Raw genomic sequence first — 15,085 nt, forward strand, 5'->3', positions numbered from 1 at the left:
TCGCTCAGATCACTTCGCGTAGTACGCGTTGTAGATCGAGATCGTCGACTTGTTGCCCTTCTTGTCGGCGATCTTGGCGTGGAAGGAGATGGCCTTCCCCTTCGCCGGGTTCTTCACGGTGATCTTGCCGCCCGAGACGGTGACCTTCTTCCAGGTCTGGCCGTAGTCGTACGACACGTACACCGCGAGGGACTTCAGGTTGGCGCCCTTGGCGGAGCCCTCGACGGTCAGCGGGATCTTGACCGTCTTGCCGGCCTCGACCCTGCTGTCCAGACCCGTGGCCGCGTTGAAGCGGACCATGGAGGCGGGCAGCTTGGTCAGGTCGGCCGACTTCTTGGACGAGAACGTCCAGCTCGCGTCGATCCGGGTGGAGGCCGCCGCGACCTTGACACTGCGCTTGACCGAGGTCGTCAGCTTGTACGAGGCCTGGCCGGCCGGGACCTTGAACGTCTTCTCGCCGAACAGCGGGTCGTCGTTCGAGCCGACCTTGACTCCGTTCCGGTACAGGGTGGTGTTCACCGAGGTGAAGACCGAGGAGCCGGCGTGGCCCATACCGTCCGCGAACAGCGGCAGGGAGCCGGAGATCTCGTTGCCGTCGCGGTAGAGACCGAAGACGGCGTTGAGGTGCGGGCCGAAGACCGCGGTGTTGAAGGTCTTGCTGTAGGACTTGCCGCCCTGGAAGGACTGCTCGGCACCGAGCGTGTAGTACGCGTCGGCGATCGGGAAGCCGTCCGGGTCGACACCGCTGTACTGCTCGAAGTCCATGCCCCACTTGACGCCGCTGAGGGTGGAAAGGTGCAGGGTGCGGGTGCCGGGCAGGGTCTGCTGGATGCCGATCGAGGAGGCGGAGAAGGAGCCGGGCAGCCAGCCCACGGCGTTGACCGAGCCCTTCTTGCCGCTCGCCGCCGCGCCCATGCCGACCTTGACCTCGGCCAGCTCGCTCGCCTTGTAGTGCTTGGTGTAGCCGGTGGCGAACTGCTTGACCTTGCCGCCGGCGACGGTGTCGTACTGCTCGGTGGCGCCCTTGCTCCAGTGGCCGTCGAACTGCTCGGTGAGCGAGCCGTCGGTCACCTGCGGACCGAAGTGCGCGGTGCGGAAGCCCGTGTACGAGTCCAGGAACCAGCCGTAGCCGTAACCGCCGTCGGGCGTGTCGACCTGGAAGCCGGGCGAGGCGAACTCCGACTTGGCGGCCGCGTCCGGCACGGTGATGTCGACCGGCTTGGCCTTGCGCGCGTCCAGCGTGACCGTCGTGTTCTTCGTGACGCTCAGCTTCGGCTGGACCAGCCAGTCGGCGCCCTTGGTGGCGTCCTCCGGGTCCACGAAGTACGCGGAGTTGAGGATGTAACCGCCCTTGGGCACGCGGACGGTGACCGAGCCGTCCTCCTCGTACGGCGAGAACCCCTTGCCGTTGGCGAGGCCGGAGATGCCGGTCAGGTCCGCGCTGTAGTTCTTGGCCGGCTTGCCGTCACGGTCGAGGACGGTCAGCGTGACGTCGTACGACTCCACCTCCCGCTGTACGGCCGCCGCCGTGCGCACGGTCTGGCCGTCGCCCGTCGCGGTGACGTACGCCGAGTAGGCGCCGTCGAGTGTGCCGCCCAGCTTGGTGTCGACGGTGACGTCGACGGAGGCCTTGCCGCCCGCCGGGACCGTCACCGTGGTGGCGCCCAGCTTGAAGAAGCCGGCCGGAGCGGCCTGCCCCTTGGGGTTGGTGGCCGTCGACGACAGCTTCAGCGTGACGTCCTTGGTACCGAGGTTGCGGTACGTCACCTGCTTGGTGACCGGCTTGTCGTCGGTGTGCGGCCACTGCTGCGTGCCGAAGCTCACCGACACCGGGTCGGCGATGACGGTCTGCTTGATGGCCCTGTCGACCTGGATACGGCCCGAACCCTGCTGGAACGGGGTGTACTTGCCGCCCTTGGTGGAGCCCGTCAGGGCGCCCTTCAGCTCGGCCCAACCCCAGTCCGGGTGCTCCTGCTTGAGGATCGCCGCGGCGCCCGCGACATGCGGGGTCGCCATCGACGTACCGGAGATGGTGAGGTAGCCGGCGGGCTTCTCGCCGACCTCCTTGGCGATGAGGCTGCCGGGGGCGGCGGCCGCGGTGATGTCCACGCCGGGCGCGGTCACGTCGGGCTTGATCTGCCCGTCGAGGCCGGGTCCGGTGCTGGAGAAGGACGCCAGCAGGTCCTTGTCGTCGACCGCGCCGACGGTCAGGGCGGAGGCGGCGCTGCCCGGGGAGCCGATGGTCTGGTCGCCGAAGTCGCCCTCGTTGCCGGCGGCGATGGCGAACAGGATGCCCTTGGTCTCCGAGAGCTTGTTGACCTCGGCTTCCAGCGGGTCGATCGCCGGGGTGTCGCCGCCGCCGAGGCTGAGGTTGACGACGTCGGCGCCCTGCTCGGCCGCCCACTCCATGCCGGCGAGGATCTGGGAGTCCTCGCCGTAGCCGTCGTCGCTGAGCACCTTGCCGTTGAGCAGCTTGGCGCCCGGCGCCACACCCTTGTACTTGCCGCCGGACTTCGCGCCAGTACCGGCCGCGATGGAGGCGACGTGGGTGCCGTGGCCGAACTTGTCGGTCGCGTCGGCGGAGGTGGAGAAGTTCTTCGCCGCGACCACCTGGTCCTTGAGGTCCGGGTGGGTCGCGTCGACACCGGTGTCCAGGACGGCGATCTTGACGCCCTTGCCGTCGTAGCCCTTGGCCCAGGCGGTCGGCGCGCCGATCTGCGGCACGGACTTGTCGAGGCTGGCCTTGCGGACGCCGTCGAGCCAAACGTGCGCGATGCCGGAGGCGGTCCTGTCGCCGTTGGTGACCGCGTCCCACAGCTCGGGCGCGTCCTCCTTCGGCGTCTGCACCGCGTCGGCGTTCAGGGAGGTCAGGGAGTGGCGGAGGGTGCCCGCGTCCCGGACGTCGTCCTTGGCCGCGCTCGCCGCGCCCCGGTAGCCGACGATCACCTTCAGTCCCTTGCTCTGGGACTTGCGGGTGGCGGCCTTGTTGAGCTCGGTGACGTCGAACAGCCGCTGGTCGAGCTTGCCGCTGGACACCAGGCGGACGACGTCGGACGGCAGCACGTAGGTGTGGCCGTCGGCCTTGCGGAGCTGCACCGGTATGTGTTCGCGGCCCTTCGCGGGCTCCAGGCCCACGACGCGGCCCTTGGCGTCGACGACGACGCGGTCACCGGTGATCAGGGTGATGCGGTGCTTGGGCGTGAGCTGCGCCTTGTTCGACTGCGAGACGCTCGCGGTCTGCTGCGCGTCCGCCGACGCCGGGCTGGTCATGCCCGCCGCGAGCGCTACCGCGGCCGCTGTGGCGATCGTGGCCGCGCATGCCTTTTTCACTTGTCTGCGCAAGTTTCCCCCTTGCAGAAGGACCGGGTGAATTCCCCGTTCACCCGGCCGGGGGCAGACTCGCACACACGTATGCGTGCACCCCCCGGTTCTCGCAGTATGCCGAGGGGTGATCACGACCTCAAGGGACAACTCCCCGACCGCAAGGTCTGTTACAAGACCGCCGGGTTCAGCGGGAGTTGGGGTTCCTCACCCGTTCAGGAGGCGGCGTTCTCCTTCACCGAGATCCGGCCCTTGCGGATGGTGGCGAGGCGCGGCGCCTTCCTCGCGATGGCGGAGTCGTGGGTGACCATGATGAAGGTCAGCCCCAGCTCCTTCCACATGCGTTCGAGTACGTCCATGATCTCGTCGCGCATCGACTCGTCGAGGTTGCCGGTGGGTTCGTCGGCGAGGAGCACCTTCGGCTGCTTGACGAGGGCGCGGGCGATGGCGACGCGCTGCTGCTGTCCACCGGACAACTCCGAGGGCAGGTGCCGCAGTCGCTCCCCCAGTCCCACGGAGCCGAGGGCCTCGGCCGCCCGCTCCCGCCGCTCCTTCACCTTGACGCCGAGGGGTACGAGGGCGGTCTCGACGTTCTCCTGGGCGGTGAGGGTGGGGATGAGGTTGAAGGACTGGAAGACGAAGCCGATGTTCTCGCTGCGGACCTTGGTCAGCCTGGCCTCCGACAACTTCGCCAGGTCGGTGCCGTCCAGGACGATTTCGCCCTCGGTGGGCTTGTCCAGTCCGCCGAGCATCTGGAGGAGGGTGGACTTGCCGCCGCCGGTGGGGCCCTGGATGACGAGACGGTCGCCGTCGGCGATGGTCAGGTCGACACCGGCGAGCGCGTCGACGGTGTCCTTGCCTCGGGAGTAGCGCTTGGTGACGCCTCTGAGTTCGTACATGGTGAGCTCCTGGGGTGGTGGGGATCGGGGGTGGTGCGGTGTGCTGTCGGCTGCGGCCCGGTGGGGGCTGGTCGCGCAGTTCCCCGCGCCCCTGAGTGGGTGCGGGCAAGGCATGCCCGGCTGCGCCCGCCTGGGGGCGCGGGGAACTGCGCGACCAGCCACGGCGCGTCCGCACCCGCGAGGCCACAGCGCGAGGCACATCCGTGGGCGCACCGGCGCCGTGGCGGACGCCCGCTACTCGACTCGGCGCAACGCGTCCGCCGGCCGCAGCCGCGACGCACGCCAGCCGCCGAACGCCCCGGCGATGAGACCGCCGGCCACCGCCAGGCCGACCGCGATCGCCACCGTCGTGAGACTGACCGGGGCGGTCAGGGCCACGTCCAGCGTCTTGGCGGCCACCTGGCGGCCGGGACCGCCGAAGCCACCGCCACCGCCACCGCCGGGACCACCCGTGCCACCGCCGCCGCCCCCGCCCAACTGCGCCTGAAGCGTCGGGCTGATGGCCGTGACGACGTACGCCCCCGCGAGACCGAGCGCGATCCCCAGCGCCCCGCCCAGCAGCCCGTTGACCATGGCCTCGCCGACGACCTGCCGGGTCACCCGGCCCGACTTCCAGCCCAGCGCCTTGAGCGTGCCGAACTCCCGCACCCGGCGCGAGACCGCGGACGAGGTGAGCAGTCCGGCGACGAGGAACGCGGCGACGAGCACGGCGATTGACAGCCACTTGCCGACGTTCGAAGCGAGCGACGACGCCGTCGACAGCGAGCCCGACACGGTGTCCGCGAGATCCGCCGAGGTCGTCACCGTCGTACCCGAGATGTTCTTCTGGATCGTCGACTTGACGGAGTCGATCTTCTGGGAGTCGGTCGCCTTGACGTAGATTGTGGTGACCTTGTTCTTCGAGTCGCTGAGGGTCTGCGCCTGCTTGAGCGGGACGTAGACGTTGGCGGCCGCGTCGCCGCTGTCCGCGGTGGCGATGCCGATCACCTTGTACTTGACGCTCTTGATGGTGACGGTGGAGCCGACCTTGAGCTTCTTCTCCTTGGCGTACGCGGAGTCGACGACGGCGACCTTGGCGTCGGTCTCGGTCGACGTGAAGGTACGGCCGCTGGTGATCCTGGAGGAGGTCAGCGGACCGAGGGCCGCCTTGGTGACGTCGGTGCCGAAGACGGAGTAGTTGTCGACGTCGAAGTCGGCGCCGCCGCCCTGCACCTCACCCTGCGGCTGGCCGGTGCCGCCGCCGTTCCGGCCGAAGCCGCCCTCGCCGCCCCCGTTGCCGTTCTGCTGGAACTGGCCGCGGGTGAACTGGCCGTTGATCTTGATGACCTGGAGGCTCAGTCCACCGACCGCGTCCGAGACGCCGGTCTGCTGGTCGACCTTGGCGACGGTGGCGGAGGACAGGGTCTGGAAGCCCTGGACCATCACCCGGTCGCTGCTCTGCTCCGAGTCTGAGTCGTTGTCCTGCGCGTCGAACCGGAAGCGCGGCCGGTCCGACGAACTGGCCTGCGGCTGGGCGGCCTTGGTGACGGTCATGTCGGTGCCCAGCCCGTACAACGACTGGAGCACCTTGTCCTGGGCCTTCCCCATGCCGGACGACACGGAACTGACCACGATGACCAGCGCGATCCCGAGCGCGAGCCCGGAGGCGACCACGAGGGCCGCCTTTCTGCGGCGGCGCAGTTCGCGCCTCAGGTAGGTGAAGAACATGGCCGCAAGCTAGGTACGGCGCGTGATGACTCCATAAGGCCCATATAAGAGCTGCATGAGAAGGCTGTGCTCAGCCCCGGAAACACCGATGCCGCCCCTGAGGACGGCATCGGAAAGCTGTGAACGGGCCCGGGGTCAGACCGCCGACCCCGCCTTCCAGTCCGCCCAGCTCAGGTTCCAGCCGTTGAGGCCGTTGTCCGGCGCCACCGTCTTGTCGCCGGTGTTCTTCACGACCACCACGTCGCCGACGATCGAGTTGGTGTAGAACCAGTAGCCCGCCGTGCCGGTGTCGTTGGCGCCCTTGGTGTCGGACAGGCCCACGCAGCCGTGGCTGGTGTTGACGCTGCCGAAGATGGACTTGGCGCCCCAGTAGTTGCCGTGCACGAAGGTGCCGGAGTTGGTGAGCCGGATGGCGTGCGGGACGTCCTTGATGTCGTACTCGGCCTTGCCGTCGTTGTCGGTGAAGCCGACGGTCGTGCCGTTCATCCGGGTTTCCTTGAACTTCTCGGACATCACCATGATGCCCTCGTAGGTCTTGTTCTCCGGGGAACCGGCCGAGATCGGGATGGTCTTGATCGTCGCGCCGTTGTGCGTGATCTTCATCTGCTTGGTCTTCGCGTCGACGTACGAGACCTGGTTGCGGCCGATCTTGAAGGTGACCGTCTTCTGCTGGACGCCGTAGACACCGGAGGCGCCCTCGACACCGTCGAGCGCGAGCTTCAGCGTGACGGTGGAGTTCTCCTTCCAGTAGTCCTCGGGGCGGAAGTCGATGCGGTTGGCGTTGAACCAGTGACCGACGACCTCCTGACCGCTGCTGGAGGAGACGGTGATGCCCTTCTGGACGGCCGCCTTGTTGGTGATCGCCTTGTCGAAGTTGATCGACACCGGCATGCCCACGCCGACGGTCGAACCGTCCTCCGGCGTGAAGTTGCCTATGAAGCTGTTGTTCGGGGAGACCGTCGTGAACGAGGCGTTCTCGTGGGCGACCAGGCCCGCGGAGTCCTTCGCCTCGGCGGCGACCTTGTAGGTCGTGGAGCGCTCGAGTTGCGTCTCGGGCTTCCAGCTCGTCCGGTCGGCGGACAGCTCGCCGGCGACCTTGGCGCCGTCGGCGGTCGTCATCGTCACGTCGGTGAGCGTGCCCTTGCTCACGGTGACGGCGGCGGAGTTGTTGATGGAGGCGTTGTCGGTGCCGTCCTTGGGCGTGATCCTGATCTCGGCCTTGGAGCTCTCCTTGGCCGCCGCCTCGTCGGCCTTGGCCTGTGAGGTGTCGCTGCCACCGCCGTTCGACGCGGAGTCGTCTCCACCGGAACAGGCCGAGAGCACCAGCACTCCGCCGAGCAGAGCGGACGCGACCGTCAGGCCCCTGCGCCGCTTACTGACCGTCATCACACGCTTCTCCATCGTTGCCGAATCCCAGAAATCCCGAGAGTCCCCGCCAATAAAACAAAACGCTACGACCGGTTCGTCCCGTTCCACCGTCCGAGGAGGTGTGGGGCACACCACGTCCGCCGTTGCGGCAGGTGCGTCTGTCGGTCCGTGCGACCCCTGAGACGACGAAACCCCGGGCGGCGGTTGCCGCCCGGGGTCACGATTTTCCCCAGCGCGCTCAGCCGACGACCTCTTCTTCCTCGTCCTCCTCGACATCATCCTCGTCGAGGTCCCAGTCCGGCGAATCCGGGTCGTAGTCGATCCGTTCGCTGCTCCAGGAAGCCTGGGCCAGTTCGACCCCCTGCACCTCCCCGACCAGGTCGAACGGGTCCACGAGATACGCGAGGGCCTCCGCAGTGTCTTCCGTCACAGCGCCCTCGGCGTGCGCCCGCTCGTCGTCCGGCATGTCCGGATCCTCCGCGATCCGCGCCAGCGCGGCCCGGGTCACCGCGTCCTGGTCGTCGACCTCGACGACGAGTTCCACCCGAAGCCGTACAAAACGTGATGTCTCTTCAGTGCTCATGCCCGGAGCGTAAAGCCCATGCCTCCCGTGACTTTCCCGTGACCCGCGCCTTTCACTAACATCGCCCCACACGGCCAATTCGCCAGCACCACAAGGGGATCGATATTCCGTGTCATCCGTTCGTCGTCCGTTGCTGACCGCCACCGCCGCGGGGACCCTGCTGGGTGCCCTGTGGTTCGTCCCGTCCGCCAACGCGTCCCAGGACACCCCGGCGAGAACAGCGCCGTCCGTGCAGGCCACCACGCAGGCGCGGGCCACGACCACGAGCGCGGAGACGTCCACGGACGCCCCCCGGCTCGCCGACACCGGCAGCTTCGACACCACGCCGTACGTCGTCGGCGGCACCCTCTTCCTCACGCTGGGTGCGGGCTTCGTCGTCTATTCCGTACGCCGGGAACGCCTCGGGTTTTAAACGCGCTTGACGATCTCTTGGCGAGACCTTCATAGTCCGCTCATGAAGAGATCATCGAGGGCGCGCATAGGTGCCACGGCGACCGTGAGCGTGCTGTCGCTCGCCCTCGTCACGGGATGCGGCGGAGGTTCGGACGACGACTCCAAGGGGTCCGGTACGTCCGAGGGGGCCGGCGCCTCCTCCTCCGCGAGCTCGGCCCCGGCCGCGAAGGCCCGCAGCGCGGCCGAACTGGAGAAGCTGCTCCTCGCCAAGGGCGATGTCGCCGGGTACGACGTCGACCCGGGTGACGACACCCTGCCGAAGACCAAGAACGCCGTGAAGGCCGACAAGTCCGCGTGCGCGCCGCTCGCCTACGCGCTGTCCGGCCTCCCGCCGGCCGACACCGATGCGAGCGCGAACAACACCGTCACCTCGCAGACCTCCACACCGTCCCCCGGCGAGGCCGACATCGAGGACGCCTTCGACGTCGACATGACCATCGTGGGCCTGTCCTCCTACGAGGGCGACGGCGCCGAGAAGGCGGTCAAGGCCGTCTCCGACGGGATCGCCGCCTGCTCCGGCGGCTTCGGCATCGCGGCCGAGGGCGAGAACCTCAAGATCACCAAGGTCGCCGCGGGCAAGGCCTCCGGCAAGGGCGACCAGTCGGTGGCCTTCGCCGTGAACTCCGACATGGACGGCGAGGGCACGGCCACCTTCGGCGTCGACGTGGTCCGCGTCGGCAGCACCGTCTCCACGTACTACACGGTCGACTTCGCCTCGCTGGGCAGCGGCAAGGCGGCCACCGTGCCGACCGCCGTGCTCGACGCTCAGGTGGCCAAGCTCAGGTGACACCGAGGGCCCCCGCCGCAGTCGTACGGCAGGGGCCCTTCGTCCTGTCTACCGCAGCGGGCCGGTGACGGCCTCCACGGCCGACACCAGGCGCCCCTCCCGCACGAACACGTCGGCCGCCGCGAGGTCCGGCGCCAGGAACCGGTCGGGCCCCGGCCCCTCGACACCCGCCTTGCGTACGGCGGTGATGGCGGCCTGCGTGGCCGGTGCCGGAGTCAGGCCCTCGCGCAGCTCGACGGCGCGCGAGGCGGCGTAGAGCTCCACGGCGAGCACCCGGGTGAGGTTGTCGACGGCGGTGCGCAGTTTGCGCGCGGCCGACCACCCCATCGATACGTGGTCCTCCTGCATCGCGGACGAGGGGATCGAGTCCGCGGACGCGGGAACGGCCAGCCGCTTCAACTCACTGACCAGCGCGGCCTGGGTGTACTGGGCGATCATCAGCCCGGAGTCCACGCCGGCGTCGTCGGCGAGGAACGGCGGCAGCCCGTGGGACCGGTTCTTGTCGAGCAGCCGGTCGGTGCGCCGCTCGGCGATCGACGCGAGGTCGGCGACGGCGATGGCGAGGAAGTCCAGCACGTAAGCGACGGGCGCGCCATGGAAGTTGCCGTTGGACTCGACGCGACCGTCGGGCAGCACCACCGGGTTGTCGACCGCGGACGCCAACTCCCGCTCCGCCACCAGCCGGGCGTGGGCCAGGGTGTCCCGCCCGGCACCGGCGACCTGCGGCGCGCAGCGCACGGAGTAGGCGTCCTGGACGCGGGGCGCGTCGTCCTGGTGGTGCCCGGTGAGCTCCGAACCCTTCAGCACGGCCAGCATGTTGGCGGCGGAGGCGCCCTGGCCCGGGTGCGGCCGGATGGCGTGCAGTTCGGGAGCGAGCACCTTGTCGGTGCCGAGCAGGGCCTCCAGCGACAGGGCGGCGGTGATGTCGGCGGACTTGTAGAGCATGTCGAGGTCGGCGAGGGCCATGACCAGCATGCCGAGCATGCCGTCGGTGCCGTTGAGAAGGGCGAGGCCCTCCTTCTCCCGCAGTTCGACGGGCGCGATCCCGTGCTCGGCGAGCAGCTCGCCGGCGGGCCGTACGACACCGTCGGGCCCCTCGGCGTCCCCTTCTCCCATCAGGGTGAGAGCACAGTGCGACAGGGGCGCGAGATCCCCGGAGCACCCCAGGGAGCCGTACTCGTGGACGACCGGGGTGATCCCGGCGTTGAGCACGTCGGCCATGGTCTGCGCGACCTCGGGCCGCACTCCCGTGTGTCCGGAGCAGACGGTCTTGAGCCGCAGGAACATCAGTGCCCGTACGACCTCCCGCTCCACCGGCGCCCCCATGCCCGCGGCGTGCGAGCGGACGATGTTGCGCTGCAGTTGGGCCCGGAGCTCCTGGCTGATGTGCCGGGTCGCGAGGGCGCCGAAGCCGGTGCTGACGCCGTAGACGGGCTCGGGCTTGGCCGCGAGGGCGTCCACGATCCCGCGGGCCGCGGCGAGGGCGGCGACCGCCTCCTCGGAGAGCTCGACACGGGCACCGTCCCGCGCCACGGCAAGGACGTCGGACGCGGTGACCCCGGACGTCCCCACCACCACAGTGTGCATATCCATATTCAGGAGCGTACGCACTGAATTCCAGGATGTCACTACTGGGTCGGGGTTGCGCCCCTTACCACCGGCGGCCCTCAGGCCGGGCGCCCGCGGAACGTCCGCCGCTCGGCCGTCCGCCCGGAAGGGGCCGCGTCGGCCAGCCGTACGACGGGGTCGTCGGGGCCGCCGCGGCCCGCGACGACAGGCCGGTCCGCACGCTCGGCCTTGGCCCGGTACTGCGCCGCGTCGGCGAGCCGGAAGAGCCGGCGGGCGGACCGCACGGGCCCGATCGGATCCGCGGTGGAGGCGACCCCGCAGGCCACGCCCTCCCCCAGCTCCAGCTCCCCGGCCCGACGGCAGAGCTCGTCGGCGGCCCCGACCACGTCGTCGGCGGGCGGTCCGACGGCGAGCAGACAGAACTCGTCCCCGCCCAGCCGCGCCGCCAGGGCGCCCGGCAGCATGGCCCCGCACAGCGACAGCACCGAACCGAAACGTTCCAGCAGCCGGTCGCCCACGGCGTGCCCCTGGGTGTCGTTGACCCGCTTCAGCCCGTTGAGGTCACAGACGACGAGACTGACGACGACCCCGTCCCTCTTGTGCCGGTCGACGGCCTCGTCGAGCCGCGCGTCCACCGCCCGGCGGTTGGCGAGCCCGGTCAGCGCGTCCGTGAAGGCCAGCCGTCTCGCCTCCTCCAGCCGCTCGGCCTGGGCGATCCCGGCGGCGACGACGGCCGCCAGTACGGTCGCGAAGTCGGCGTCCTCCCGGCCGAAGACGGGGGCACCGGTGGGCCGGGCGACGTACAGCTCCCCCCAGGCCCGTCCGTTCAGCACGATGGGGGCGACCACGCAGCTCCCGCGGCCCCTCCGGCGGAGCGCGGCGACCCGCTGGTGCACGTATCCGGGCCGGCCCCCGGCCGCCGGGCCCGCCGCCGTCTCGACCCACGCATTGGGCTCGCCGCCCCCGGCCCAGCGCTCGTGCAGGAACTCGGTGATCTCCGGGAACTGGTGCACGGGGTAGGCCTCGCCCTCGGGGAACTCCTCCTCGCCGGCGGCCCGGTCCCCCACGTTCACCAGCACCCTGAGCCGGCCCAGCTCCCGCTCCCACACGGACAACGCGGCGAAGCTCCCGCCCAGCGCACGGCACGCCCCGGCGGCGGCGGCCCGCCACGCCTCCCGCGAGCCGTGGGCTGCCGCCATGCCCTGCGCCAACGCGACGACCGCGGCCAGCCGGATGTCCTCACCCATCAGTCCAGGTTAAGGATGATTTGACCGGGTGCCGGAATGCGGTTGGGCCGTTAGAGAACTTACGCCACGGAAGATGCCGGGGTCGGTCGCCGGGGGGCGCGGTTGCCGGGGGTGCGGTTGCCGGGAGGGTGCGATTGCCGGGGGTGCGGTTGCCGAGAGGTGCGGTTGCCGGGAGGGTGCGGGTCCGGTGGGGGCCGGTCGCGCAGTTCCCCGCGCCCCTGGGTCGGCCAGGCGAACCCTCGCACAGACGCGCAGACCGCCGCAGACCTCTAGGGGCGCGGGGAACTGCGCGAAAAACGCCCGCCCCCTCCGGACCTCAAGAGGCCGCCGCAGGTACCCCCGTCAAACCGCCGGAGGCCACCGCGGTGTCCGGCGTTCGTTGAACGCCGCCACCCCCTCCGCCCGGTCCCCCGAGAAGGCCACCGCCCGCCACGCCGCGTCCTCCACCTCAAGCCCGGCCCGCAGATCCAGCCCCTGCCCGAGCCGCAGCGCACGCTTCGCCGCCCGCAGCCCCACGGGCGAGTTCGCGGCGATCCGGCGCGCGAGCGCCAGCGCCTCCGTCCGGTCCTCCCCGGCGTCCACGAGCTGATCCACGAGCCCCAGCTCACGGGCCTCCGCCGCCTCCACCCGGCGCGCGGTGAAGATCAACTCGGCGGCGCGGGCCGCCCCCACCCGCCGGGGCAGCAACTGCGTCCCGCCGCCGCCGGGGATCACTCCCACCGACACCTCCGGCAGCCCCACCACCGCCGTACGGTCGGCCACGATCAGGTCGCACGACAGCGCCAGCTCGAACCCCCCGCCCAGCGCGAACCCGTGCACCGCGGCGATCGTCGGCACGGGCAGCTCCAGCACGCCCGTGTACGCGCCCCGGGCCACCGGCCGCTGCCGTACCAGATCCGCGTCGCTGAAGGAGTTCCGCTCCTTGAGGTCGGCCCCCACGCAGAAGGCCCGCTCGTGCGTGGAGGTCAGCACGACCACCCGCACCCCCTGGTCGCCCCCCAGCGCGGCACAGGCGGCGGCGACGGACCGGGCCATCTCCGTGGAGACCGCGTTCATCGCCTTGGGCCGGTCGAGGACCAGCTCGGCGACGCTCCCCTCCTCGTGCCGCCTCACCAGCACGAACTCCCCGAACCGCTCCTCACCCATGACACCCTCCCGGTTAACGCGGGTTAACAAGAACGCTCCGATCATCGCAGCCCCGTCCCCGCCGCGAAAGGTTCCCGCCGATCCACCCGACACCCCGTTCGAGTGACATCCCGCCCAACTCCCCCTCGACCGCCCACGCCAGCGCATAACGTGCGCCCCGCCACGGTGCAGGGGGCGCGGGCACCCAGGGGAGGAACCATGACGGCGACGATGACGACCACGACAGCCATCGCGGAGGACGGCGGCACCCGCCTGTTCGGACCGCGCGGCCGCCATCGCAAGCCCCGCCCCCGCAAGGTCCTGCTCGCCGCGGGGGGCCTCGCCCTGGCCGCGGGCGCGTTGAGCCTCGTACGACTGACCCACGACACGGGAGCGGGCGGCTTCGGCGCCGCGGAACCCGACCCCCAGGCCGCTCCGGGCACGGGCACGGACCTCGGCAGCGGCCCCGGCACGGACCGGGCGACGAACGCCGCCGCGACCCTGGACGCCGTCCCGGAGGCGAGCCCGTCGTCGACCACGGTGATGGGCGGGGTCTCCGCGACCCCGACACCGGGCGTCTCCCCCGCCCCCTCGGGGTCCGCGACCGCCGTCCCCCTGCCCTTCGCGGCGGCTCCCACGACGATCCCGGAGGCACCGAACACCCAGGCACCGGCACCGGCCCCCACGACCAGCACCGCGCCCCGCGCACCCCACGCCCCGGCGACGACCGCCGCCCCGCAACCGGCCCGGACCACGTCCGCACCGGCCGCGGCTCCCACTCCTCAGCCCACCCGCTCGACCCGGCCCGACCCGGGCCTGTGCGTGCCGGTCATCGGTCTGTGCGTGCGGCAGGGAAGCTAGGAGGGGGCCATGTCCCTGCGGGTCAGCAGCCAGGGCTCGACGACACCGAGGCCACGGACCGGCCGCTGCCACATCGGCTGGAGCGCGAAGCGGTACGTCGGCGGGTCCTCGCCCTCCTTCTCGGCGGTGGCCGCGGCCTCGGCCGCCTCCGCCTCGGAGGCGGGCGCCTCGCCGGTGCGGATCAGCTCCTCGGCGAACGCGCTGTCGACGAGGACGGCGTCGCGGGGAGCTATCGAGGTCAGCCGGGAGGCGAGGTTCACCGTCGTCCCGAAGACATCACCCATCCGGGTGGTCACCGTGCCGAAGGCGATGCCGACGCGCAGCTCGGGCATGGTCTCGTCGTTCGCCATGGTCTCGATGAGCCGCAGGGCGATCTCGGCGGCCACCGCGGCGTCGTCGGCCGCGTACAGCACCTCGTCACCGAGGGTCTTGATGAGCCGCCCGCCCCTGGCCGCCACCAGGTCCGCGGCGGTGGTCTCGAAGGCCTCGACGAGCTCGCCGAGTTCCTCCTCCTCCATCCGGCGGGTCAGCCGCGTGAACCCGACGAGGTCGGCGAAGCCGACGCACAGCCGCCGGTCGACCATCTCCTCGTCGTCGGCGGCCTGCACGACCCGGCCGGCCGAGGCGGCGAGCTGGCGGCGCCAGACGTAGACGAGGAACTCCTCCAGCTCGGGCAGGAGCAGCTCGATGATCGGGTACGTCACCTCGGTGCGGGTCATGCCCGGTTCCGGGGGCTCGGTCAGGCCCTCCAGGAAGGAGTCGATCTGCCACTCGGCGAGCCGGGCGGTGGTCTGCCCGGTGGACCGCGCCACCTGCACGGCCATGGCCTCGCTCAGCAGCCCCGCCTCGACGAGACCGGCGAGCCGGCGCAGCGCGAGGACGTCCGCCTCGGTGAACGCCTTGGCCTGGCCGACGTCGGCGAAGCCCATCGCCCGCCAGAAGCGGGTGGCCAGCTCCATGGAGACGCCGGCGGTGCGGGCCGCCTGAAAGGGGGTGTAGCGCCGCTCGGCGCCGAGGATGAGCTGCTCGAGACGCACGGCGAGCGGGTGCGGGATCGCGTCCGCGCCGGAGCCCGTGTCGTCTGCGGTCACGCCTGCTGCCCTTCCGATCTGTCACGGTCAGGTATCGACCGGCCTCAACTGTACGGCAGGTGTGCGGTAGCTCA

General features: G+C 70.8%; 12 protein-coding genes. 3 read left to right on the forward strand and 9 right to left on the reverse strand.

The genetic code is table 11. The features are described from left to right. Positions 1-9: 9 nt before the first annotated feature. From ACZ66S_RS07070 to ACZ66S_RS07090, 5 genes are all read right to left on the reverse strand, one after another. A complete protein-coding gene (locus ACZ66S_RS07070) occupies positions 10-3,330 on the reverse strand; it encodes a S8 family serine peptidase (RefSeq protein WP_469900877.1) in 3,321 nt (1,106 codons plus the stop codon). Between the two features lie 206 nt (positions 3,331-3,536). Continuing rightward, positions 3,537-4,220 carry an ABC transporter ATP-binding protein gene (locus ACZ66S_RS07075; RefSeq protein WP_469900243.1) on the reverse strand — a complete coding sequence of 228 codons (684 nt, stop codon included), beginning with the start codon at positions 4,218-4,220 and terminating at the stop codon, positions 3,537-3,539. A gap of 234 nt (positions 4,221-4,454) precedes the next feature. Continuing rightward, positions 4,455-5,927, reverse strand: a complete 1,473-nt coding sequence (locus ACZ66S_RS07080) for an ABC transporter permease (RefSeq protein ID WP_469900245.1) — start codon at positions 5,925-5,927, stop codon at positions 4,455-4,457. Positions 5,928-6,062: 135 nt separating this feature from the next. Further along, on the reverse strand, positions 6,063-7,328 hold the full coding sequence (locus tag ACZ66S_RS07085) for a L,D-transpeptidase (RefSeq protein ID WP_469900246.1): 1,266 nt from the start codon (positions 7,326-7,328) through the stop codon (positions 6,063-6,065). A gap of 205 nt (positions 7,329-7,533) precedes the next feature. After that, positions 7,534-7,878, reverse strand: a complete 345-nt coding sequence (locus ACZ66S_RS07090; protein WP_469900248.1) for a hypothetical protein — start codon at positions 7,876-7,878, stop codon at positions 7,534-7,536. A gap of 109 nt (positions 7,879-7,987) precedes the next feature. Between ACZ66S_RS07090 and ACZ66S_RS07095 the strand changes: the two genes are divergently transcribed. Further along, a complete protein-coding gene (locus tag ACZ66S_RS07095; protein ID WP_469900249.1) occupies positions 7,988-8,290 on the forward strand; it encodes a hypothetical protein in 303 nt (100 codons plus the stop codon). A 42-nt stretch (positions 8,291-8,332) separates the two neighbouring features. Next, the gene (locus ACZ66S_RS07100) at positions 8,333-9,118 is read left to right on the forward strand and encodes a hypothetical protein (RefSeq protein ID WP_469900251.1); all 786 of its coding nucleotides are present in this window, start codon (positions 8,333-8,335) and stop codon (positions 9,116-9,118) included. A 48-nt stretch (positions 9,119-9,166) separates the two neighbouring features. Here the strand turns inward: ACZ66S_RS07100 and hutH are convergent, their stop codons facing one another. From hutH to ACZ66S_RS07115, 3 genes are all read right to left on the reverse strand, one after another. Beyond that, a complete protein-coding gene (gene hutH, locus ACZ66S_RS07105; protein ID WP_469900878.1) occupies positions 9,167-10,705 on the reverse strand; it encodes a histidine ammonia-lyase in 1,539 nt (512 codons plus the stop codon). An 80-nt stretch (positions 10,706-10,785) separates the two neighbouring features. Next, positions 10,786-11,934 carry a GGDEF domain-containing protein gene (locus tag ACZ66S_RS07110; protein ID WP_469900253.1) on the reverse strand — a complete coding sequence of 383 codons (1,149 nt, stop codon included), beginning with the start codon at positions 11,932-11,934 and terminating at the stop codon, positions 10,786-10,788. A gap of 342 nt (positions 11,935-12,276) precedes the next feature. Then, positions 12,277-13,080 (reverse strand): enoyl-CoA hydratase/isomerase family protein, encoded by an 804-nt coding sequence (locus ACZ66S_RS07115; protein WP_469900255.1) that lies wholly within the window; start codon positions 13,078-13,080, stop codon positions 12,277-12,279. A gap of 198 nt (positions 13,081-13,278) precedes the next feature. Between ACZ66S_RS07115 and ACZ66S_RS07120 the strand changes: the two genes are divergently transcribed. After that, entirely contained in the window at positions 13,279-13,920 is a 642-nt protein-coding gene (locus ACZ66S_RS07120; RefSeq protein WP_469900257.1) for a hypothetical protein, read from the forward strand. Here ACZ66S_RS07120 and ACZ66S_RS07125 read toward each other — a convergent pair. After that, complete coding sequence (locus ACZ66S_RS07125) at positions 13,917-15,011, reverse strand: adenylate/guanylate cyclase domain-containing protein (protein WP_469900259.1); 1,095 nt, start codon at positions 15,009-15,011, stop codon at positions 13,917-13,919. The two genes, ACZ66S_RS07120 and ACZ66S_RS07125, sit on opposite strands and share 4 nt — an antisense overlap. Between the last annotated feature and the right edge of the window lie 74 nt (positions 15,012-15,085).

This window comes from Streptomyces sp. NPDC107471, assembly GCF_055582845.1.